The following is a 23,507-nucleotide window of genomic DNA, read 5'->3' on the forward strand; positions in this document are numbered from 1 at the left end:
GATGCAGGTTTGTTAAGATGACAACACCAGTGTCATGCTGACCTTGAGACAAACGAAAAAGCTCCAAGAGCGTTTACGCTGACTTGTTTCACGTTTTAGGGTAAGCTAATAGCACAAGTCATCGGAGGAAGAATGCTATGAAAGTTTTGGTTCCATACATTAAGAAATATCGCTGGGACGTGATCTGGTCAATCCTGGCTATTTTTGTGGTAGCGTTCGCGACACTTTGGCAGCCGCATCTGCTTCAGGTGATCATGAATGCCATTATGAAAAATGACAAGCAGACCGTCTGGACCAATGGCCTGTATTTGATTGGGCTGGCGGTGATCGGGATTGTTGGCGGGATTATCAATACCATTTATTCGGCGCGGGTGGCACTGGGTGTTGCTACTGATTTGCGCGCAGATGAATATGCCAAAATCCAGAGTCTGGCTTATGCGGACGTTGAAAAATTTTCACCGTCAAATCTGGTTGTACGCATGACGAATGATATTAATCAGGTGCAACAGATTGTCATGGGCTTTTTCCAGCAAGTCACGCGTATCCCGATTCTGTTTGTGGGTGCCGTGATTCTTGCGATCGTGACCTTGCCGGAGTTGTGGTGGGTGATTGCGGTCATGATGGTGTTGCTGCTGGGCGTCAGTCTTTTTTCGTTTAGTCGTATGGGCAAATATTTTGGCCGGATGCAACAGTTGATTGAAAAAGTGAACACCTTAGCGCGCGAAAATTTAATGGGCATGCGGGTGGTAAAGTCGTTTGTTCAAGGCGCCAATCAGACGAAAAATTTTGCGGAATCAAGCGATGAGATGCGGGATGTCAGTGTCAAAATCGGCAATTTGTTTGCCTTGTTGATGCCGGCGTTTTTCCTGATCGCGAATTTGGCGATTGCCTTAAGTATCTGGCTGATCGGCCAAAATATCACGAGCCACCCGAGCAACTTGGCGGCGATTACCAGTTTTATCAATTATCTGATGCAGATTCTGTTTGCGATCATTAACGGTAGCTTTATGCTGACGTTTGCGTCACGGGCGCTGGTTTCTTTGCGACGGATCCATGAAGTGATGGATACCAAGCCGAGTATGACGTTTGTGAGCGGACCGCATCGGGATCTGGACGGCGCCGTTGAATTCGATGACGTGACGTTCACCTACCCAGGGGATGAAAAACCGACGATTCGTGATATCAGTTTTGCGGTTAAGCCGGGTGAAATGATCGGTATTGTCGGGGCGACCGGCAGTGGCAAGACCACCTTGGCGCAGCTGATTCCACGGCTGTTTGACCCGGACACCGGGATCGTCAAAGTTGGCGGGCATGATGTCCGCGCTGTCACCGAAGCTGATTTGCGGCAGACGGTTGGCTTTGTTCTGCAACGGTCCACGCTTTTTTCCGGCACCATTGCCGAAAATCTGCAGCAAGGTAATCCGGACGCTGATTTAGCGTCGATGAAGTGGGCAGCTCGAATCGCTCAATCAGCTGAGTTCATTGAGCGCTTGCCGCACACGTACAATGCAGAAGTGGAAGAACGATCATCGAACTTTTCAGGTGGTCAAAAACAGCGGCTCTCGATTACACGCGGGGTCATTGGGCAGCCGAAGATCCTGATTCTCGACGATGCTACTTCGGCGCTGGATGCTCGCTCGGAAAAATTGGTTCAAGAGGCCTTGGCGCATGAGCTGAAAAACACAACTACTATTATTATTGCTGAAAAAATCAGTTCGATTATTAAGGCTGACCGCATTTTGGTACTTGATGAAGGTCGGTTGGTCGGTAGCGGCACGCATCATGAATTGGCTCAGCATAATAATGTTTATCGCGAAATTTATGCAACCCAAAAGGCACTGGAAGAGGGGGTGTAACTCATGAAAGACTTGAAAAATGCGGGTAAATTTTACGCCCATTATTTACGGCCATACTGGCTAGAGTTTTTGATCACGACGATTTTGATCGCGATTTCCACATGGGCGATTGTTGTTGCACCAACGTATATGGGCCGCGCCATTGAAGAACTGACTGTCTATGTTCAGCAATGGGCGAACCCGGCAACGCGTGCGCAAGCCTCCTTTACGGCGTTTAACCACACCCTAGCCATTTTTGTCTTGCTGTACTTGATTGATGCCTCCAGTATTTTGATCTCGAGTCTGCTGCTGTCAAAAGTCAGCGGTTATTCGACTGGCACCATGCGAGTGGGCTTGTTCCGGAAAATGCAGCGGATGAAAGTCCAGTATTTTGACAGTCATAGTGACGGTGATATTCTGTCGCGGTTTACCAGTGATTTGGATAATATTTTCAATGCCATGAACCAGGCGCTGATCGAAATCTTCTTAAGCGGTGCCCAGTTTATCGGGATTATCTGGATGATGTTTACCCAGAATGCCACGTTGGCGTGGATCACCATGGCCTCGACCCCGGTGGCGATTGGCTTGTCGGCGTTTGTCATGCACCAGGCGAGTGTGGCGGTTGATCGCCAACAGGACGATATCGGCCGACTCAATGGTTACATCAACGAGCAGATTACCGGTCAGAAGATGTTGATTACCAATGGCCTGCAGCAGGAAAGTGTTGCCGGCTTCCAACCGTATAACAATGCGGTACGCAAATCTAACTTGCGTGGGCAGATTTGGAGCGGGATTTTAAACCCGTTGCTCATGGGGTTGTCGTTGCTGAACACGGCGATTGTGATTTTTGCCGGTTCCTGGCTAGCGTTAAACGGATCGCTGAGTCAAGGCGCGGCTTTAGCTTTGGTGGTTGTGTTTGTTAACTATGCGCAACAGTATTATCAACCAATCGTGCAGCTGACCAGTCTGTTTAACATGATTCAATTAGCCATTACCGGTGCCCGTCGGATTACCGAAGTGCGAGAACAGCCGGATGAGGTCGATCCAAAAAATGGCCGCACCCTCGATGGTTTGAAACACGAGCTAGTGATTGATAACGTGCATTTCAGTTACATTCCGGGTAAAGAGATCCTGCACGGCGTTACGATCCATGTTGAAAAAGGTGAGATGGTGGCGCTGGTTGGCCCGACTGGCAGCGGGAAAACCACGGTTATGAACCTGATGAATCGTTTCTATGATGTCGATTCCGGTTCGATTACGTTTGATGGTGTGGATGTGCGCGAGTTCAAACTTGCATCGCTGCGACAAAATGTCGGCATCGTTCTGCAGGATCCGCAACTGTTTTCCGGTACAATCCGCGATAACATTCGCTTCGGTGATCCGGAGGCGGACCAAACACGGGTTGAAGCCGCCGCCAAGCAGGCCAACATCCATGACTTTATTGTGAGTCTGCCGGATGGCTATGATACGTTCGTTTCGGATGAACAAAGCGTCTTTTCAGCCGGGCAAAAGCAGCTCATGTCGATCGCCCGGACTATCTTAACCGATCCGCGCTTACTGATTCTTGATGAGGCGACCAGTAACGTGGATACGGTCACTGAAGCCAAGATTCAAGCGGCGATGGACAATGTGATTCAAGGGCGGACGAGCTTTGTTATCGCCCACCGGCTGAAAACGATTTTGAATGCCGACAAAATTGTCGTCCTTCGCGATGGCAGGATTATTGAAGAAGGCAATCATGAACAGCTGCTGGCGCAAAATGGCTTTTATGCCGAGCTATACCATAATCAGATGGTGTTTGAATAGCATCTATTTAGATTCCGAATAATTCCGGAATCTTTTTTAATATAATTCGTAAATAAAGCGATTTAGAGGCCTTTCTAAAGCTTAAAACTTATGATAGTCTTTCTATATCAGAACAATGCTGTTCGCTGTTTTGATCAATAAAGACTTCGTGGAGGTAGCAATGAGCAAACGTAGGTATTTGGTCGCTTTAGGCGGTATTTTGCTGCATTTGATGATTGGTTCTGTTTATGCATGGAGCGTGTTTACCGGTCCGATTGCCAAACAGACAGGGTGGGCGTTGTCCTCAGTCACAGTGGCGTTTAGTATTGCCATTTTCTTTCTGGGCATGAGCGCTGCCTTCATGGGCCGTGTGGTTGAGCGTTTTGGCCCGCGGTTGACTGGGACAGTTGCCGCGATTTTATATGGTTCGGGGATTTTGTTAACCGGGTTGGCGGTTCAAATCGATTCGTTGCCGTTGCTCTATCTTGGGTACGGCGTGATCGGCGGGTTAGGTTTGGGCGCCGGCTATGTGACGCCGGTTTCAACGATTATTGCGTGGTTCCCGGATAATCGCGGACTCGCGACCGGAATGGCGATTATGGGCTTTGGATTTGCCGCCATGTTGACTGGCCCGGTTGCCCAGCAATTGATCGCAACTATCGGCTTGGTAGCCACCATGTATTTGCTGGGTGCGGTTTATATGGTGATCATGTTGGGAGCAGCTCAAGTAATCCGTAAGCCGCGACCGGATGAAGTGCCGGCAGCCGATCTTGCCAAAAGCGTGAGTTTGACCGGTAAGGCGATGACCGCCAATGAAGCGGTCAAAACGCCAGCATTCCGCTACTTATGGCTGATGTTCTTTATCAATATCACCTGTGGTATCGGGCTTGTGGCGGTTGCATCGCCGATGGCCCAGCAGCAAACCGGTATGTCTGCTGCGACTGCCGCTATGATGGTTGGGGTTGTGGGTTTGTTTAATGGTTTTGGCCGCTTGGCTTGGGCAACGTTGTCTGATTTGATTGGTCGGCCGCTCACCTATACGTTGATTTTTGTGGTAGATGTCATCATGCTGGTCGGCATTTTGACCGTGGGCTCCCCGCTGCTCTTTGGGATTGCGTTATGCCTGATCATGTCATGCTATGGCGCCGGGTTCTCGGTCATTCCGGCTTATCTTGGGGATGTCTTTGGTACCAAACAGCTCGGCGCAATTCACGGTTATGTGCTCACAGCTTGGGCCGCTGCAGGAATCGTTGGCCCGACGCTGCTGAGTTTTAGCGAAGAATATTTTCACAATTATACCGTTAGCTTGATCCTCTTTGTTCTTCTCGAATTACTGGCTCTAGGGCTGTCGATTCGCATTCGGCGGGAATTCAAAGCAACTGCGCAGGATGCGAAGCATGTGACCGACTAACGGTTTTGTCTGCGAAAAGATCGAGAGAGAGACTTTAGGCTGAATGAAAAACATTATGCCGTTGATGTTTTGCTGGTGATATAAACGCCGTCTAATGTGGATATTAATATATCAGAACCCCGTATTTAGGTACGGGATTTTTTTATGTCCCAAAATGCTGATATGACAACATTTTTAGTTTATGTCACATATTATTGACCAAATCCAAGCGTCTTTTGTTGACAAACCTGTACGTACAGGTAAAATAAACTCTGTAAGTGAAATCGCTTTCTGGAGGGGGAAGAAATGCGTAAGTACGATGTCATTTATCAGGATCTGAAGGACAAGATCGAAGCAGAGATTTATGTAACGGGATCGTTACTACCAAGTGAACGGACGTTGCAGGAAATGTACCAGGCGTCGCGTGACACGGTACGAAAAGCATTGCAGCTGCTCAAAGACGACGGGTTTATCCAGTCGCAAAAAGGTAAAGGTTCAACGGTGATTAATCGGCAGGAATACGTTTTTCCCGTTTCAGGAGTTGTGAGTTATGCCGAACTGGCCAAACAATTTCACTTACAGACGCGAACCGTCATTTTGGCCAATCATTTTGCAACATTACCAGCCAAGTCGTTTAAGGATGTGGATCCGCACGTCACGACGAAGCAGATGCGGTTTTTGAAGCGGGTGCGGTATTTGAAAGGTGAGCCAGACATCATCGATATCGATTATCTTGATCCTAAGGTAGTGCCGCCGATTCCGGAGTCGGCAGCCAAGGATTCGTTGTATGCCTATCTTGAAGGTCAGGTGGGATTGACCATTGCCTATGCGACCAAGGAAATCACGGTGGAAACAGCCACCGAAGAAGATCGGCGTTACCTGAAGTTGCCCCAAGCCGCAGTGGTCGTCGTAGTTCGCAGTTGCAGCAGTCTGGTCGATACAACAAAGTTTCAATACACGGAGTCGCGTCACCGGGCGGATCGGTTTAAGTTTCATGATTTTGCGCGGCGAATGCGGCCGTGAATGGTGGCAGGTCGAGCTTCAGTTAAAGGTGAAGATTAAGGAGGTGCATGATGGGATTTCATAAGAAAGTCATTTATCAGCTGTATCCCAAGTCGTTTTATGACAGCAATGGCGACGGGGTCGGCGATTTGCGTGGCATTATTGACAAGATTGATTATCTTAAGTCATTGCACGTCGACATGATCTGGTTCAATCCATTTTTCGTGTCACCACAATACGATAACGGTTATGATGTTGCCGATTATCGCAACATTGATCCACGGTTTGGTACGATGGCGGATTTTGACGAATTGGCTAAGAAACTCAAAGAAGCTGGGATCGATATCATGTTGGACATGGTGTTGAATCATACCAGCACAGAGCATGAATGGTTCCAAAAGGCATTGGCTGGCGACAAGCATTATCAAGCCTATTATTATATTCGCCCGCCAAAGCCGGATGGCAGCTTGCCGACTAACTGGGAAAGCAAATTCGGCGGGCCAGCGTGGGCACCGTTTGGCGACACCGGCAATTATTATCTGCATTTATACGAACGCCGCCAAGCTGATTTTGATTGGCACAATCCAGCGGTTCGGCAAGAAGCCGCAGCGATTATTAACTTTTGGCGTGCCAAGGGTGTCCACGGATTTCGGTTCGATGTGTTGAATGTGATTGGCAAGGCAGAAAAACTGGTCGATGCACCGCCAGAGGTTGCCAGCAAAACGCTGTACACGGATACGCCGATTGTTCAGGACTATCTGAAGGAACTGGCCGCCAACAGCTTCGGCCAGGATCAAAACAGTGTCACGGTGGGCGAAATGAGTTCCACAACTGTTAAGAACTCAATCGCCTACACGAAACCGGAAAATCATGAATTATCCATGGTCTTTCAATTTCACCATTTGAAGACGGATTATAAGAACGGTGAAAAGTGGACGAAAGAACCGTATAACTTCAATGCGTTGCGGGACATTTTGCACACTTGGGGTCAACAGTTAGATCAAGGCGGCGGCTGGCAGGCGCTGTTTTGGAATAACCACGATCAGCCGCGGGCACTCAATCGTTTTGGTAACGTTGACAAGTATCGGGTTAAAAGTGCCGAAATGCTTGCTGCGGCGATTCATCTCAGTCGTGGCACCCCGTATATCTATATGGGTGAGGAAATCGGCATGACCGATCCGCACTACCATTCAATGGCTGATTATGTGGATATCGAAGCCAAGAATGCTTACAAGGCGTTGCTCAAGGAAGGTAAGTCGGAAAAAGCGGCGTTTGCCATCATTTTGGCGAAGGCCCGTGACAACAGTCGGACGCCGATGCAGTGGGATGATTCGGCTAATGCCGGCTTTACCACCGGTACACCTTGGCTGCGACCGACGAATCAAAAAGAAATCAACGTCAAAGATGAGTTGGCGCATGGCGAAATTTTCCAATTTTATCAAAAGTTGATTGCGTTGCGGAAAGAATACGACGTGATCAGTGACGGCAGTTATGAACCGTTTGGAATCGATATCGACCGCTTGTATGCGTACGAACGGGTTGCTGGTGAGGATCATTTGTTGGTCCTGAATAACTTCAGTGACAAGACGATCACAGTACCGCTGCCAAATCGATTCCAATCCGCAAAAGTGCTTATTACCAATGAGTCAGGATTAATACCAACTGCAACGATGACATTGCCGCCGTATGCGACGATCGCATTGTTGACATCGGAAGAGAATTAAGGAGGAACCAAAAATGGCTGATGAAAAGAAGCTACACATTTTGGCGCCTGTTTCAGGGCTTGCCATGGCGATTACAGACGTCTCCGATCCGGTCTTTTCACAGAAAATGATGGGTGATGGCTTTGGTATTGAACCATCAGATGGTCAGATTGCTGCGCCGGTTGACGGACGCATCATGATGATTGCCGATACCAAGCATGCAATCGGGATTAAAGCCGATGACGGCGCCGAGTTGTTGATTCACTTGGGCATTGATACGGTTGAGTTGAAAGGCGCACCGTTTGAAATCGATACGGCAATGGATGCCAAAGTCAAAGCCGGCGACGTGATTGGTTCCATGGATTTGGATGCGATCAAGAAAGCCGGCAAAAAGACCACGGTCATTGTTGCGATTACCAATACCAATGACGTGGTTGATCATCTTGATGTCACCCCGGGCGAAGTTAAGGTTGGTGAAGAAGTTGCCGTGATGACACCTAAGGCAGCTGCGGCTACATCAACAACGGCGGCGACGCCAAATAAGAAGGAAAGCAAGTATGCGGCGACTGCCCGCCAGATTATTGCCGATGTCGGTGGGGCACAGAACGTCAATAGTTTGATTCACTGTATCACCCGGTTGCGGTTTTATCTGAAAGATGAACAAAAGCCGGACGATGACACAGTGCGCAACATTCCGGGCGTCATTGATGTTGCCCGAGCAAACGGCCAGTATCAAGTGGTCATTGGGCAAGCCGTCACTGACGTTTATGATGAAGTCATTAAACAGTTAGGCCCCGGCTACTCTAATGCTGAAGGTACTGCGGAAGCCATTAAAGAAACCCAAGCAGAGGATAAAGATACCAGTTTCTGGGGCACAATCAAACGTTGGACCCAGGCGTTGATCGGGACGATAACCGGATCCATGATTCCGGTTATCGGACTGTTGGCCGCCAGTGGGATGCTCAAAGGTGTTCTCAACATTATGACCACCTGGTTCCATCTTTCAACAACGGATCCGACATACGTGATTATTAATGCGATGGGCGATGCAGCCTTTTACTTCCTGCCTGTGATCGTCGGTTTCACGGCCGCGCAAAAACTCGGTTCGGATCCGGTTATCGTTGGCATTATCGGTGCGTTCCTGATTTATCCATCAATTGCTAAGATTGCAACGGCTGGTAAAGTTAGTGGTACGTTACTGGGCATGGGGGTCAATGCCAGTTTCTTCGGCTTACCTGTCCACATTGCGAATTACACGTATTCGATTTTCCCGATGATTTTTGCGGCATGGATGGCAGCCAAGCTTGAACCGTGGATCAAGAGCTGGATGCCACTGGTTCTGCGGATGATTTTCACGCCGCTGGTTGAAATCTTCTTAGTCGGCATGACGGTTGTCTTGGTTGTCGGTCCACTGATCACGGTGCTGTCTGGTGCGATCACATCCGGGATTCAGGCATTACTCAGCTTGACGCCAATGATTTCCGACGCCATTATTGCCGGTCTGTATCAGGTTCTGGTTATCTTCGGATTGCACTGGGCGGTTATCCCGGTTATTACCGCACAATTGTCTTCGGCACACCCAGAGTCCGTGCTTAACGGCATCGTCTCCATTTCTATGATTGCCCAAGGTGCCGGCGCGTTGGCTGTCTGGGTTAAGACCAAGCACAACCCAGCACTGAAAGGTTTGTCTATTTCCGCGTTCATCAGCGCATGCTGCGGCATCACCGAACCTGCGATGTATGGTGTTAACTTGAAGTATGGCCGGGTCTTCGTCTTTGCTAGTATCGGTGCCGCAATCGGTGGCGTTGTCAATGGCCTGTTAGGTGTTTCGATGTACGGATTCACTGGCAGCTTCATTGGTTTTCCATCATTTGCTGCTCCGGGTTGGGCACACAATCCAGGCAACTTTGCCGGATTCTGGATTGCTTCGGTTGTGACCTTGGTTGCCGCCTTCCTCTTGGTTTACTTCTTCGGTTATAAAGATGCCGATGCCAATGCGGCTAAGGCAGCACCTAAGAAGAAGCGCTTAGGAAAGACAGTTGAATAATGAGTTAAGGCTTCACTGAAAAGTGGTTCGAAATGATAATCGTGTCATTTTGGCGAAGAATCAAAGTCTAGAAGTCTAGTAGTTAAAACACCGATGTCGTTGGGCATCGGTGTTTTTGCTTGGCAAAAAAGCGAGGCCGATCATGATCGGAGAAACGCCACAAAAATTTGTGCCGATTTCGATAAAAATAACTTGCAGTTGCCGCAGAATTAGGGCACACTAAAAAGTGTTCTCATTGAACACTAATTTTTCATGGAGGAGGGCCGAGATGTATAGACGGTACAAAGATGTGTCGCTGATTCTGAAAATTGTCATCGGAATCATTGTTGGGGCAGTGTTAGGGGTATTGGTGCCCTCCTGGTCCTTTATCGATATTTTAGGGAAGTTATTTGTTGGCGCATTAAAAGCGATCGCGCCATTACTGGTGTTTTTGCTGATCATGTCGGCAATTTCAAAATACCGGTCTGGCTCGAAGAATCACTTTGGCACCGTGATCGTGCTTTACTTAAGTGCCACACTGCTTTCGTCTATTGCGGCGGTCGCGGTTTCTTATCTTTTCCCGATCAAGCTTGTTTTGCCTGGCGCAATAAAAATTGCCGAAAGTGCGCCAAAGGATTTAGGCACGGTTGTCTCCGACTTGCTGACCAATGCAGTGGCCAATCCGATTTCTGCGCTGGTTGAAGGCAATTACTTGGCGATTCTGTTCTGGTCAGTGCTGATTGGGGCGGGATTGCGCCTGGCGAGTGGCACAACCAAAAAAGTGGTGACCGAGTTTGCAGAAACCGTCAGCAGCGTAGCCCAAACGGTGATACAGTTTGCACCGTTCGGGATTGTCGGTTTGCTGCATGAATCGTTAAGTAAGACTGGCGTTAAAGGCGTCATGGCATATGGTCAGCTGCTCATCTTGTTGGTCGCGACGATGGTATTTGTCTATCTGATCGTGTACCCATTTATGGTGTGGCTGTTGACCCATCAGAATCCTTATCCGTTGACGTTTTGGACGTTAAAAGTCAGCGGCATTCCGGCATTCTTCACCCGTAGTGGCGCGGTGAACATCCCGATCAATCTGCAAGCTTGCGAAGATTTAGGCTTGAACAAAGAAAGCTATGCGATTTCGATTCCACTGGGCGGTTCGGCTAACTCCGGTGGTGCTGCCATCACGGTGTCGATTATGACGTTGGCAACGGCCAATACCATGGGCGTGCATGTCAGCATCTTCCTAGCCTTGCTGCTGTGCTTCTTATCAGCCATTTCGGCAACCGGGGTATCGGGGATTGCCGGCGGGTCGCTGTTATTAATTCCAATGGCGGCATCACTGTTTGGGATCTCCAATGACATCGCGATGCAGGTGGTCGGTATCGGCTTCATCATCGGGGTGGTTCAGGATTCCGTGGAAACGGCGGTTAATTCGGCTTCCGACTTGCTGTTTACTGCTACCGCCGAGTATGCCGATGATCGCCGCGATGGTCACCCGGTCGATATGCGCGCGGCGGTTAAAGCCGCGGGTAAAGTGAAAACCAAAGCTGCCAAGCTGGTTGAAGAAGAAGGCGAACAGATTTAAATTCGCAGCAGTACTTCCGGTTTGATGCACCGTGCCACGTATCAACTCAGTCACTTAATAACCTGATGAAAACTGCCCAAGAGACGAAAGAGGTCGCTTGGGCAGTTTTTGCCTTTTAAAGTTGGTGCTTTTTTAGCTGTGAAATGTTGATTTAACAGGCAAATTGTCTAGCTTAAAAAATTGTAAGGTTATTTTTCCTATGATAACTGATGTCATTAAAAACACAGCGCTTTCCAGCTTTGCTAAAATGTGCTAACCTAGTTTTCATGGATTTTTTATTAACACATTGAAAAGACAGCATTAACTGTTTAATGGAGGTTCCAATGGGTAAAGTGTGGCAACGACTGGTTCGAAAAGAGGATCCAAGTGTTTACGAAGATAAAGATTCGCACCTGCCGCGAGTGTTACGGGTACGTGACTTTCTTGCTTTAGGGGTCGGGACCATTGTGTCGGCGTCTATTTTCACGTTACCAGGGGTGGTTGCGGCTAAACACGCCGGTCCCGCAGTCTCGATTTCTTTTTTAGTCGCTGCGATTGTAGCAGGATTAGTAGCGTTTGCGTACGCGGAAATGTCGGCCGCGATGCCATTTGCCGGCTCGGCGTATTCATGGATTAATGTGGTGTTCGGCGAGTTCTTCGGCTGGATTGCCGGTTGGGCTTTGTTAGCCGAGTACTTTATTGCCGTTGCGTTCGTTGCTTCAGGGTTATCCGCTAATTTTCGCGGCTTGCTGGCGACGATCGGCCTGAATTTTCCGGCGGCGTTGGCCAATCCGTTTGGCACTAACGGCGGGGTTGTCGACCTCGTCGCCGTGGTGGTGATGTTGATGGTCGGTGTTTTGCTGTCACGCGGTGTGTCAAGTGCTGCGCGGGTCGAAAACATTTTGGTGGTCATGAAGGTTTTGGCAATTTTGCTGTTCCTTGTGGTCGGCTTGACCGCGATTCATCCGGAAAACTTCCATCCGTTTTTCCCGAAGTATCATCTGAATGCTGACGGTACCCCTTTTGGCGGCTGGCAGGGGATTTATGCCGGCGTTTCTATGATTTTCCTGGCCTATATCGGTTTTGATTCGATTGCTGCGAATTCGGCTGAAGCGATCGATCCGGAGAAAACGATGCCGCGGGGGATTCTTGGCTCGCTGTTAATTGCGGTTTTCCTGTTTGTCTCGGTCGGCCTCGTTTTGTTGGGCATGTTCCCGTATCAAGATTACGCCAACAACGCCGAACCAGTTGGCTGGGCGCTGCGCCACTCCGGTCATGCGGTAGTCGCGACAGTGGTCGAAAGCATTGCGGTTTTGGGAATGTTCACGGCCTTAATCGGCATGGCCATGGCAGGATCCCGGTTGCTTTACAGCTTTGGCCGCGATGGCATGTTGCCACACGGTTTGGGCAAGTTGAACAGCCGCAAGTTGCCGAACATTGCGTTGGCAGTTTTAATCACGATCGGTGTCATTATCGGGGCATTCTTCCCATTTGCGTTCCTGGCACAACTGATTTCCGCCGGCACGCTGATTGCCTTCATGTTCGTCACGCTCGGCATTTATCGCCTCCGTCCGCGTGAAGGCAAGGACATCGCCAAGCCGCGCTTCCAAATGCCGTTGTATCCGGTGTTACCTGCCGTAGCTTTCCTCGGCTCGCTGGTGGTTTTCCTGGGTCTGGACATTCAAGCCAAAATGTACTCCGGCGTCTGGTTCCTGATCGGGTGCGCTATCTACTTCCTGTACGGTATGCGGCATTCAGCGCTGACAAAAGGGTCGGTTGTTGAGCAGGAAACCGAAGCATTGGAGCAGTCAAAAGAAGACTGAGTGGTTTAAAAGATATGGTTTAAATTAAAAACGCCCGCAAAGATTTTGTCTTTGTGAGCGTTTTTAATTTTCTTTGACTGATGAATACTGACTAAGCTTCCTGGGCCTTCTGGAGATTTTCTTTTAAAATCGCCGCAGAATCTGATAGACGCTTATGATCTTCGGCATTCAAATCAAGTTCGATAATGCGTTCCAAACCGTTAGCGCCAAGAATGACAGGAACACCGATCGAAACGCCGCTTAAGCCATATTCGCCTTCGAGATGAACGGACATGGCAAATGCTGCGCGATCGTCATTTAAGAACGCGCTGGTTAACCGAGTCAGCGAAGCAGCGATACCGTAGAAAGTGGCGCCTTTCTTTTCGATGATCCCGTAAGCCGCGGTTTTCACGCGCTCGCTGATTTCAGCAAGGTCGCTTTCCTGCCGATTTTTCGGAATCCAGTCAAGAATTGGCTTGCCACCGATATTAGTGTAATCCCAAACCGGGAATTCGGAATCGCCGTGTTCACCCATGATATAACCATGAACGATGCGGGCGTCAATGTTGTAGCGCAAGCCGATTTCCGCTCGTAGTCGCGCCGAATCCAATGCGGTGCCGGAGCCGAGTACTTGATTGCGCGGCAAGCCGGATTCCTGCAAAACCAATTCTGCCAGCACATCAACCGGGTTGGAAGCCACCAAAATGAAACCATTGAAGCCGCTTGCCATGATATTGTGAGTGATTTCCTTCATAATCTTGGCGTTAATCGCTAGCAACTCAAGTCGTGTCTGTCCCGGCTTTTGCGCGATCCCCGCAGTAATCACAATAATATCGGCATATTTGCAGTCTTCATAACTAGCCGCATAAATATTCTTTTGTGACGTGTAAGGCAGCGCATCCGAAAGATCCTCAACGTCGCCTTGTACCCGTTTTTCATTGACGTCGATGATGCCCAGACTCTGACCGACGCCGGTTGTAAGACAGTTAAACGCGTAACTCGACCCAATGGCGCCGTCACCAATTAAAATAATATTTCCGCGATTCTGCATTCCAAAATTCCTCCTCATAACGATGTTAACAACTTGTGTTCAAACAATCAGTACCCAACCGAGCTGAATCCACTGGACTGTTGAAGACCAGCAGCCGTGACCAGCTTTTTTACATGTATCCGATTTCATTGTAACAGAGGATAGTTGAGACAAGTTAATAAACGACTGAAATTCTGGTCATCATTAACAAAGAGTTCTTATCAAAATGCCATTTTTCTGTTAATCTTAAAACAACGTCCGTTACGTTTTTTGAGAAAGGTGGTTTCCCATGTCAGCAGCTTCTTATGTGCAGTCAGTGCTTGCAACGCTTAAACAGCGCGATCCGAACCAATCGGAATTTTTTGAAGCGGCCTCAACGCTTTTGAAAACGATTACGCCGGTGTTTGAGAAGCATCCGGAGTATGTGAAGGCCAATATTCTTGGGCGATTGGTTGAACCGGAGCGGGCGATTCAATTTGCCGTTCCGTGGCAGGATGACCAAGGAAATATTCAAATTAATCGCGGATTTCGCGTTCAGTTTAACTCGGCGATTGGTCCATACAAAGGTGGCCTGCGCTTGCATCCTTCCGTGAATCTTAGCATTGTGAAGTTTTTAGGCTTTGAACAGATTTTTAAAAATAGTCTGACCACTTTGCCGATTGGTGGGGCCAAGGGTGGTTCCGATTTTAATCCAAAAGGAAAGTCGGATGCCGAAGTGATGCGTTTTTGTCAAAGCTTCATGACCGAACTGAGCAAGTATATTGGGCCGGATTTGGATGTACCGGCTGGTGATATTGGCGTCGGTGCTCGCGAAATCGGGTATCTTTACGGTCAATATAAACGGCTGAAAGGTGCGCAACGTGGGGTTTTGACTGGTAAAGGCCTTAGTTATGGTGGCTCGTTGGCGCGGACGGAAGCCACCGGTTATGGGTTGATTTACTATACCGATGAGTTATTGAAAGCCAATGGCGAGACGTTAGCCGGGAAGCGTGCGGTCATTTCCGGTGCTGGTAACGTTGCGATTCATGCTGCCGAGAAAGCTGAAGCACTGGGCGTCAAGGTGATTACCGTTTCCGATTCGAATGGCTATGTGGTCGATGAAAACGGGATTGATGTTGCGGTGGTTAAACAAATCAAGGAAGTCGAGCGCGGTCGCATTAAAGTTTATGCGGACCGGGTGGCTGGTGCACAGTATCATGAAGGTTCGGTCTGGGACGCCACCGATCTTAAGTTTGATTTGGCATTGCCTTGCGCCACGCAAAATGAAATTGACGGTGATCAAGCGGCGCGGTTTAAGGCAGCCGGCGTGATTGCGGTTGCTGAAGGCGCCAATATGCCAAGCGATCCGGACGCCATCGCTACCTATGCAGACGCCAGAATTTTATACGGACCGGCAAAAGCAGCCAATGCTGGCGGCGTCGCTGTTTCAGCGCTGGAAATGGGCCAGAATTCCCGCCGCGAAAGTGACAGCTTTGAAAAAGTCGACAGCCAACTACACGAAATCATGCAACACATTTTTAAGGCCAGCGCAGATGCTGCGGACGAATACGGCGTGCCTGGTAACTACGAAGCGGGCGCGAACATCGCTGGCTTCCTTAAAGTGGCAGATGCTATGTATGCGCAGGGAATGTAGGCAATTCGTGACAATGACAAAAGTTGAACTAGCTGTGTCCAAGCATTGAGTTTCCAAGCGATCTTTCTATGAACAACTACAGAAAGTACAAAAACAACGGCGATCGGATAAGTGAAGTTATCTGATCGCCGTTGTTTTATATGTGAGCGTGAGCCGACTGCTGCGCCGGGAAGCGCGTTATAGTGTGAGCGTAGGCCAAAAAAATTATCAACGGAGCAGCCGTCCATAAAACGGTACTTGGCATCAAACCCTGTTCTTTTTCTACATCAAAAGTCGCGCCACTGATGGATCAAGTTCAATCAGTTGCATGAGACGCCGAGCTGGCCCATTTGGTTTACCGCGGTTCGTTTCCCAAGCCTGAACGGTACGAGGAGAAGCCGCCATAATTTGAGCGAAGACGAGTTGCGTTGCTGGGATTTGCTGACGAATTTTCTTGATTTCTTCGCCGGTAAACTCAGGCGGTGTTGGTAGATGTCGCTCATGCCGTTCAACGCCAGGATCATTTCCGTCTAATAGTTGATTGAGCTCTTCAATACTTTTTTCGAGTGTACTTTTAGTCATGTTATTCACCTTTTTTGAGACGTTGAACAACTTTTTTCAACGCTGCCGCTTGCAGAAATAAGGCGGATCATGAAATTAACACCATTACTTCACGTTGCTACGTTTTTATAGTATACGATTTTATGGTATGCGTCGACTGATTTTGTCCATTTTTCCCTGTACTTCAACATTACGCACGATTGGGCCATAGTGACAAAATACCAACGCCAAGAAAAAGATGATGGCATCAAAAAAGGCTTCGAATTTCAATCACTCGAAATTCAGAGCCTTTTTGCTACGGTGACAACTAAATCACCATACTGGTTAATTCGATGGCAACCTAGAAGCGACTAATCGTGATAGACGCCCTCGGCCCATTTTTCGTTTTCTTCATCGAAAAAGTGCGGATTATCTTTTTGATCAGGGTTTGGTTTGGCAATGTGGTCAATTTCTTTGATCAATTCCGCATTTTCCGGCGTTTCTTTGTAGGTGGCGTCCAGATAGGCCTTGATGATATCGTATGCCAGATGCTCACCAATGCTGGCACCGCCGAAGCCAAGTACGTTCGCATTTAATTGTTCGCGAGCGTACTTGGCCGCTGCGGCGTCGTTCACCATAGCAGCGCGAACGCCTTCGTTTTTATTGGCAGCCATGGTAATACCGCTGCCATCACCACACAAAACAATGCCTAGATCAGCACGACCATCGGCGACATCTTCGGCAACTTTCTTGCCATAAATCGGATAGTGCGTCCGGACGGTGTCGTAGGTGCCTTCATCAATAACTTGATAGCCAGCATGCTTTAAAAAATTCGAGATCTTAATCTTCATGTAAGTCACAATATGATCATTACCTAAAGAAATAATCATGGGATCAGACTTCCTTTCTTCCAAAGTTAGATCATTTTCGCAAGCATATCGAGCCGAACCTGGTGGCGGCCGTCAACGTATTCCGCGTCCAGATAGCGTTGAATCAGGCCGAGCGCCCGATCTAGGCCGATAAGTCCAGTACCGATCGCAATGGCTTTGGCACCATTATGTTCGGCAGTTTGATGCGCAGCAGTTTCGTCACCGACATTGGTTGCGACCATACCCTTGACTTTGGTTGCCGCCATCGTTGAACCGACGCCGTAACGGTCAAACATCAAGCCTTTATGCGCCTTACCTGCCATCACTTCTTTGGTCACAGCCAAAGCAGACTCAACAAAATTCTTCGCTGGTTGCGGCGTTACATCAATGACATGGTAGTCGCGCTGCTTGAGATAGTCCTTGACCTTTTCTTTCATGGCAAAACCGTCTTGATCAGCACCAATCACAACATCCAAAATTGTCACTCCTTTGATTAATTGAATTGCATTTGTGACTAAGATACTGGCGGGGCAAGCTGATCGTTTTGAAGGAAGTCAGTGGGGGAGAACACCCGAAGCAAAAAGGTGAAAGCAATTTTGTTTTCGTACAATGTTTATATTTGTTCCTGTATGTTCACTTATGTTTCATTCGTCAACCACAATGTAGCATCGAATCTTTTTAGTGTAAAGGCCTAAAATACACTTTCTAGTTAGAGGAGGAAGTTTTATCACGCCTTAAGTTGATGGAAAAACAAATCGAGCCACACGTAAAGGTGTGACGTGGTTTGATTCGTTTACTAGGTAAAGTACTGTCATCAGATTGATGGCTAATTTTCCAACTAATAAAATCAAGTTGCTATGCACATTGGTCTAGACTAATTGCTCTGCTGAAAGGCCCGACTTTCTTAAAAGTGAGCGCTTTCAGCGAATTAATCGCGATTAATTTGCAAAAAAATTAGTTTTTTTTTGCTGGACGTGTTATAGTCTATTCATGGTAATACTTGAACGGGAAACATCATGTAACATGAATTTCCTTTTTAGGATTACGGTTGTCTGTTGTTGTTAGTTTTGAAAAGGAGATTCACTTTCATGCAAAAAGGTACAGTTAAATGGTTCAACGCTGATAAGGGTTACGGCTTCATCACTGGTGAAGACGGCCAAGATGTCTTTGTACACTTCAGCGCCATCAACGGCGAAGGTTACAAGAGTCTTGACGAAGGTCAGGCTGTTTCCTACGATGTAGAACAATCTGATCGTGGCCCTCAGGCTGCTAACGTTACCAAGCTTTAATTCTTGGTTCGTTAAAAAAGAGATCCGCTCAGGAAACTGGGTGGGTCTTTTTTTGTTGAGCGCGAACAGGAGCGCTTAGAAATCGGAGTGTAAGTGGCCTTGAAGCCCAAATGGCTGGGCTTCGGCCATTTGGGCTTCAAGGTCCTTACACGTAGATTTCTGCGACTGTGAGCGCGTTATAGAACGCGGAAGTCAGATTTCACATGTGCCCGAAATAGAAAAAAACTCCCCGAGTAAAAAAAGGTTGGCCATTGCGACCAAGGTCCTTACACATAGACTTCTGCGCTGGTGAACACGTTATAAAACGCAACAGTCAATAACATGCCATTGCCACCAATAGAAAACCCTGCGTCGTACTCAGAGCTCCATGACACCAACTCACCGCTCTAACGTCAACCGCCAGACACTGGTCAAAAGCCAGCAAGCAAAAGGCATCGCCGCAAGAAACAAGCCAATGAAAATAATACCCGGAGCATCGCCACTTTTGGCCCACGCATAAGAAAGCGACAAACTGATAACGGCCACAATGATCGTGATCACGCCCAGAAGCCATTGTAACCGCCGAACCAAGTGACGAGCCGCTTGCGACGCCCGGACTAATTGCCATAGGGTGACAAAACATGCGAAGATACCGGCGAGTGTCACCCAACCGCCAATCAAGGTGATGATGAGTACAGCCGTGATTCGGGACGTGAGCACTAATAAAATGGTGGCCCAGATGCCAGTCGCCAGAAAAGCCATGCTGCCTAACCACATACAAAGCGCCAATCCTAAGTGATGCGGTGTTTGTCCGTTACCTTGCTTGATCATCGTTAACATCTCCACTTATGGTCAAGTGTAACGCGCACGGTGGATTAAGGTTTTGAGATACAGGATTCTTGACGGAAAAATAAAAAAAGTACGCCAGAAGATTCCGGGCGTACTTTTTTGCTTAAGTGAATGTAGACGAAGAATAACCGTTACCGCTCATTATTCACCTAACGTCGGCTCATCGGTAAATTCGTCAACAATTCGGAAGCTGACATTTTCGTTTTCTTTTAACAGTTTAGCGACAGGGCACTCATCTAATGCCTGGGTCACAATCTTTTGCGCTTCTTCGCGTGTGTGACTTGGCATGAGAATTTGCGCGTCGACAATGAATTTGTAGCCGATTTTGTCACGTTCGATGTCCACCCGGGTGCGTAATTGCGAATCTTCCGCAGTGCCTTCACGATGCTGGACGATCCGAATCGTTGCATTGAAACAAGTGGACAGGGCAAATGCAATGAATTGCTCCGGATTGGTGCCCGGAGCATCAATAAGCGAACTGGAAACACCAAGGGCTAATCCTTGGTTGCCTTCGACATAACTTTCACCGACTAAACCATTTTCGTTGCGGACATAGGTATGATACAAAGATCGTTCTGCCATGCTATCCATCCTTTCTTGTTTTGAAGCTTTCACCGTGAGTATACCATGGAACCGCTTAATTTGCGGGCAATATGTCTCGGACACAGAGCAGGTAGACCTGTTTCCGATTTACGTCAGCGGCGTCAGACGGACAACTTTCGTGGCGATTTCATTGATAAAATGCTCGTCGTGTTCCACGAAAAGCATTGTTGGTTGATAGTGGTTGATGGCGGTCAAAATCTGGTCTTGATTATAAGTGTCCAGATAATTGAGCGGCTCATCCCAAATATAAAGGGAAGCTGGTGTCGCAAGCGAACGCGCGACTTCGACCTTCTTTTGCTGACCCATACTAAGGTGTTCGATCGGCGTGACAAAATCGGCGCGTGGCATTCCAAGCTTACGTAAGTTGTTAAGCAACGCTTCAAGACTGAGGTGCCGCTTTTCGGCAAAGTCCGGTAGTAACCCGCGATTGTCAGGATATTGCTGACGCACCAAACTTAAAGCAACCGGTGCAAGGGTCAGAAGCCCGGTTTGTGTGCCGGTAAAATGGCCCAGCAAAGCCCGGATCAACGTCGATTTACCGCTACCGTTTTCACCGACAATCGCCACCCGGTCGCTGGGGTGCAACGTAAATGATATTGGTTGGAAAAGCGGCTGATTATAACCAACCTGAACGTTTTCGGCCACAATCAAATGGTGATGGTGGGTTGGTTGCGGTGTCATCGTAAGCGGATCGATTTTTTCAAGATTCTTGAGCAGCTGCTCTTTTGTGGCAATTTCCTTATCCATGCGGTGCTCGAGGTTTTTGCTTTTTTTCATGGTTCGTGCTGCTCGAGCGCTGATGAAGCCGCGCCCCTTATGACCACTGTTTTTGACGTGTCGATCGCCGTAAATGCTGCGTTCTTTGTCTTCTGCCCAAACTTTTTTGGCGTGCGCAGTCTGCTTCAAGCGGCTGATTTCCGTTTTTAACTGGGCATTTTGCGCGAGTTCGGTTTGATCCTGCCGCTGCTTTTCCATGGTAAAGGTGGTGTAGTTGCCTTGGTAAAGCATGATTTTTTTGCGTTCGATCGCCAACGTATGGTCGGTGACAGCGTCGAGAAAATCCCGGTCGTGGCTGACCACGATGAAGCCAGGTTTTTGTTTCAGATAGGCAGCGACTTGGCGACGACTGCGCAAGTCTAGGTGATTCGTCGGCTCGTCAATGAGCGCAAAGCCATCGTCTTGGATGAAGAGCAAGGCAAGCCGGACCTTGGTTTGCTCACCGCCGGATAGATCCCGAAATGGCCGCCACAAGATATCGGGGCCGGCATGCAATAAATTTAGTTCGCGTTCCAGTTGCCATTGCGCCACGTCTTGGAAGGCTTGCGCTGCGTGAAGTGTCAGTTGGCGCTCGTTCAGCGGTTGCGGAAAATAGCGCAAGGGTACCGGAACGGTGATTGATCCGCGGTAATACAGTTGCTGCTGCAATAACCGCAACAACGTGGTTTTACCGCGGCCGTTACGACCAACCAAGCCAAGGTGCCAGCCAGTATCGAGGTTAAACCCGGCATCGCTGAAAAGTGGCGCCTGACCGTCATAGGCAAAATAAAGGTGTTTGATTTGAATCGTTGACATACAGTCACGTCCTTTCGCGGATATGCCTGTGCTATCAGAAGAAAGATCAGCTGACTTTTTGGATTTTGGGACTGCACGATGGCGTGCGATGGCGTAACTGCCAAAGCTAGCTCACAGGAAATTGTTCTACTACGGGCGAGTAGGAGAAGCCTTCTTCCGAGTTCTATAACGCGCTCACAAAAAACAGCCCCAAATAATTCAGGGCTGACCAAAATAAACGGAGAATCCGCCATTGATCAAGCCCAATTGTCAAAAAGTCCGCACTGATCCCGTTGCTGAGAACAGGACTTGGACATTTTCAACAATTGGCTTACTTCAATGGACAGACCTCACTTTCGCTTTAACGTTGCTTTAAAATTAGCACGGCTGGGCCGGTTCGTCAACTTTTAACGGCTTCAGCGATCGGCGTGTTGCCACTGGCGATTTTGATTGTTTCGCGATGGCGGTTGCTGTCTAAAGCAGCGACAAGGACATCGGCGACATCGGCTCGCGGAATGGTCGATGGCCGTTGCGGTTGCAGCGTGATGGTGCCTTGCGCCGGGTCATTGGTGAGGGCGGTCGGCTGGACAATGACATAGTCCAGATCAGTGTTATGGATCAGCCACTCATCGGCGTAGTACTTGGCGATGTAATAATCGTGCAGCTCTTCCGGCCATTTTGCGGGATCCTCGGCATCCAACGCACTTAACATGATGAAGCGGCCGACATCATCGGCTTCAGCAGCTTTCATGGTTTTAATTGCGCCGTCGAGATCCACGCCGAGTAAGTCCTTACCCCGCGAACCGGCAGCAAAGATAACGGCATCGTGGCCGGCAAAAAGTTCCGTCAAGCGTGAAACCGGCCATGCGAGATTAAGTTCGACTGCCCGGAAATTTTTCTGCGGATCAGGGGTCTGGGTGAGCGGATCGCGATAACCGCCAGTTACGGTATCACCGCGATCCAACAGTTTGTGCACCAATAGCTGGCCAATCTGACCGTGGGCACCGACAACAAAGATTTTCACAACAAAGGTCCTTTCCTGAAAAATAGTTGTTATCAGTATAACGTTTTTTATTGAGGCGTGAAAGCGCTCGCCGAATTTTTTAGACTAAGCGACGCTCAAAACTGGCAGTGTGCTAGGTTTAAATTATTTCAAGCGGAATATGGTGACGCGGTGCCGGAAACGCTTGGTCAAACAGGGCTAATTCATCCGGTGTGAAGGTGACATCGGCAGCCGCAATATTCTCGGCCATGTGGCTCGCTTCGCCGGTACGCGGGATCGACAGCACATCACCATTACGCAGTACCCACGCCAGCATAAGCTGATGGGTTGAAACGCCCTTGGCTTTGGCCAGATCCACGAGCTCCGGGGTCAACTTGATTGACTTACCACTGCCGGAACCATAAGGCGAGTAGCCAATCGTCGTGATGCCGGCTTGCTTTTGACGTGGTAGGAGGTCATATTCAATGCCGCGTGATTGCAAATTGTATAACACTTCGTTAGCGGCAACTTGATCGCCACCGGGTTCCATCGTGAGCTGATCCATGTCGTCAACATCAAAATTGGAAACACCGTATTGGCGAATCAGGCCTTCTTTTTTCAATTCCTGGAGGCCTTCCAAGGTTTCTGCTAACGGGGTCGCCCCACGCCAATGCAGCAAGTAGAGATCGAGGTAATCGGTTTTAAGGCGGGACAGGCTATTGGTCAGCGCCGTCCGCATTTGCTTTTTGTCTGCATGGGACGGATAGAACTTGGAAATCAAATAAATGTCGATCCGGTTGTAATCACCCAGAAAACCGCCGATCAGGGATTCAGCAGCGCCATTCCCGTACATTTCCGCAGTATCAATCACGTTCAAGCCGTGATCCAGCCCGTATTTTAAGGCCTCGGTTTCACGAGCACTCTGCGCAGCGTTGCCTTCGCCCAGATACCAAGTACCCATGCCCACAATTGGTACCGTGACGTCGCCAATATTGATCGTTTTCATAAAAGCAACCTTCCTTTCTTCCTACAAGTCCATTATACAAACTAGTGAAGAAATAAAAACATGATCGGAAAAATGGAACAAAAGATGAGAACG

Annotated in this window: 19 protein-coding genes; 10 read left to right on the forward strand and 9 right to left on the reverse strand. The window is 48.6% G+C overall.

What is annotated here, in order from left to right:
- Positions 1 to 137 precede the first annotated feature (137 nt).
- From LACZS1_RS02835 to LACZS1_RS02870, 8 genes are all read left to right on the forward strand, one after another.
- Entirely contained in the window at positions 138 to 1,856 is a 1,719-nt protein-coding gene (locus tag LACZS1_RS02835) for an ABC transporter ATP-binding protein (protein WP_070652077.1), read from the forward strand.
- Between the two features lie 3 nt (positions 1,857 to 1,859).
- Entirely contained in the window at positions 1,860 to 3,641 is a 1,782-nt protein-coding gene (locus LACZS1_RS02840; protein WP_070652078.1) for an ABC transporter ATP-binding protein, read from the forward strand.
- A 160-nt stretch (positions 3,642 to 3,801) separates the two neighbouring features.
- Entirely contained in the window at positions 3,802 to 5,031 is a 1,230-nt protein-coding gene (locus tag LACZS1_RS02845; RefSeq protein ID WP_070652079.1) for an L-lactate MFS transporter, read from the forward strand.
- A gap of 285 nt (positions 5,032 to 5,316) precedes the next feature.
- Complete coding sequence (gene treR / locus LACZS1_RS02850) at positions 5,317 to 6,033, forward strand: trehalose operon repressor (RefSeq protein WP_049170908.1); 717 nt, start codon at positions 5,317 to 5,319, stop codon at positions 6,031 to 6,033.
- Between the two features lie 50 nt (positions 6,034 to 6,083).
- A complete protein-coding gene (gene treC / locus LACZS1_RS02855; RefSeq protein WP_070652080.1) occupies positions 6,084 to 7,736 on the forward strand; it encodes an alpha,alpha-phosphotrehalase in 1,653 nt (550 codons plus the stop codon).
- Positions 7,737 to 7,749: 13 nt separating this feature from the next.
- On the forward strand, positions 7,750 to 9,762 hold the full coding sequence (locus tag LACZS1_RS02860) for a PTS sugar transporter subunit IIABC (RefSeq protein WP_070652081.1): 2,013 nt from the start codon (positions 7,750 to 7,752) through the stop codon (positions 9,760 to 9,762).
- A gap of 268 nt (positions 9,763 to 10,030) precedes the next feature.
- Positions 10,031 to 11,323: a serine/threonine transporter SstT gene (gene sstT, locus LACZS1_RS02865; protein ID WP_070652082.1), complete on the forward strand. Its 1,293-nt coding sequence runs from the start codon at positions 10,031 to 10,033 to the stop codon at positions 11,321 to 11,323.
- A 323-nt stretch (positions 11,324 to 11,646) separates the two neighbouring features.
- The gene (locus LACZS1_RS02870; protein ID WP_010493375.1) at positions 11,647 to 13,125 is read left to right on the forward strand and encodes an APC family permease; all 1,479 of its coding nucleotides are present in this window, start codon (positions 11,647 to 11,649) and stop codon (positions 13,123 to 13,125) included.
- Between the two features lie 91 nt (positions 13,126 to 13,216).
- Here LACZS1_RS02870 and LACZS1_RS02875 read toward each other — a convergent pair whose 3' ends face one another.
- Positions 13,217 to 14,155: an L-lactate dehydrogenase gene (locus LACZS1_RS02875; protein WP_274804290.1), complete on the reverse strand. Its 939-nt coding sequence runs from the start codon at positions 14,153 to 14,155 to the stop codon at positions 13,217 to 13,219.
- Between the two features lie 268 nt (positions 14,156 to 14,423).
- Between LACZS1_RS02875 and gdhA the strand changes: the two genes are divergently transcribed.
- The gene (gdhA, locus tag LACZS1_RS02880; protein ID WP_070652083.1) at positions 14,424 to 15,767 is read left to right on the forward strand and encodes an NADP-specific glutamate dehydrogenase; all 1,344 of its coding nucleotides are present in this window, start codon (positions 14,424 to 14,426) and stop codon (positions 15,765 to 15,767) included.
- A gap of 261 nt (positions 15,768 to 16,028) precedes the next feature.
- Here the strand turns inward: gdhA and LACZS1_RS02885 are convergent, their stop codons facing one another.
- The 3 genes from LACZS1_RS02885 to lacA all read right to left on the reverse strand — a co-directional run bounded on the left by LACZS1_RS02885 (position 16,029) and on the right by lacA (position 17,631).
- On the reverse strand, positions 16,029 to 16,328 hold the full coding sequence (locus LACZS1_RS02885; protein ID WP_070652084.1) for a helix-turn-helix domain-containing protein: 300 nt from the start codon (positions 16,326 to 16,328) through the stop codon (positions 16,029 to 16,031).
- A 329-nt stretch (positions 16,329 to 16,657) separates the two neighbouring features.
- Positions 16,658 to 17,176, reverse strand: a complete 519-nt coding sequence (gene lacB, locus LACZS1_RS02890) for a galactose-6-phosphate isomerase subunit LacB (RefSeq protein WP_010493380.1) — start codon at positions 17,174 to 17,176, stop codon at positions 16,658 to 16,660.
- A 26-nt stretch (positions 17,177 to 17,202) separates the two neighbouring features.
- Complete coding sequence (lacA, locus tag LACZS1_RS02895; RefSeq protein ID WP_010493381.1) at positions 17,203 to 17,631, reverse strand: galactose-6-phosphate isomerase subunit LacA; 429 nt, start codon at positions 17,629 to 17,631, stop codon at positions 17,203 to 17,205.
- Between the two features lie 612 nt (positions 17,632 to 18,243).
- On the opposite strand from lacA, the gene LACZS1_RS02900 reads away from it, so the two are divergent.
- Complete coding sequence (locus tag LACZS1_RS02900) at positions 18,244 to 18,444, forward strand: cold-shock protein (protein ID WP_003563620.1); 201 nt, start codon at positions 18,244 to 18,246, stop codon at positions 18,442 to 18,444.
- 378 nt (positions 18,445 to 18,822) lie between these two features.
- On the opposite strand, the gene LACZS1_RS02905 is transcribed toward LACZS1_RS02900, so the two are convergent.
- The 5 genes from LACZS1_RS02905 to LACZS1_RS02925 all read right to left on the reverse strand — a co-directional run bounded on the left by LACZS1_RS02905 (position 18,823) and on the right by LACZS1_RS02925 (position 23,414).
- The gene (locus LACZS1_RS02905; RefSeq protein ID WP_070652085.1) at positions 18,823 to 19,254 is read right to left on the reverse strand and encodes a hypothetical protein; all 432 of its coding nucleotides are present in this window, start codon (positions 19,252 to 19,254) and stop codon (positions 18,823 to 18,825) included.
- A 159-nt stretch (positions 19,255 to 19,413) separates the two neighbouring features.
- A complete protein-coding gene (locus LACZS1_RS02910) occupies positions 19,414 to 19,854 on the reverse strand; it encodes an OsmC family protein (protein WP_010493398.1) in 441 nt (146 codons plus the stop codon).
- A gap of 108 nt (positions 19,855 to 19,962) precedes the next feature.
- Positions 19,963 to 21,447 carry a ribosomal protection-like ABC-F family protein gene (abc-f, locus tag LACZS1_RS02915; RefSeq protein WP_070652086.1) on the reverse strand — a complete coding sequence of 495 codons (1,485 nt, stop codon included), beginning with the start codon at positions 21,445 to 21,447 and terminating at the stop codon, positions 19,963 to 19,965.
- Positions 21,448 to 21,826: 379 nt separating this feature from the next.
- On the reverse strand, positions 21,827 to 22,450 hold the full coding sequence (locus tag LACZS1_RS02920; RefSeq protein ID WP_047107260.1) for an SDR family oxidoreductase: 624 nt from the start codon (positions 22,448 to 22,450) through the stop codon (positions 21,827 to 21,829).
- A gap of 118 nt (positions 22,451 to 22,568) precedes the next feature.
- Positions 22,569 to 23,414, reverse strand: a complete 846-nt coding sequence (locus LACZS1_RS02925) for an aldo/keto reductase (protein ID WP_070652087.1) — start codon at positions 23,412 to 23,414, stop codon at positions 22,569 to 22,571.
- Positions 23,415 to 23,507: the final 93 nt, after the last annotated feature.

This window comes from Lacticaseibacillus zeae subsp. silagei (assembly GCF_030770335.1).
Lineage (GTDB): Bacteria > Bacillota > Bacilli > Lactobacillales > Lactobacillaceae > Lacticaseibacillus > Lacticaseibacillus zeae.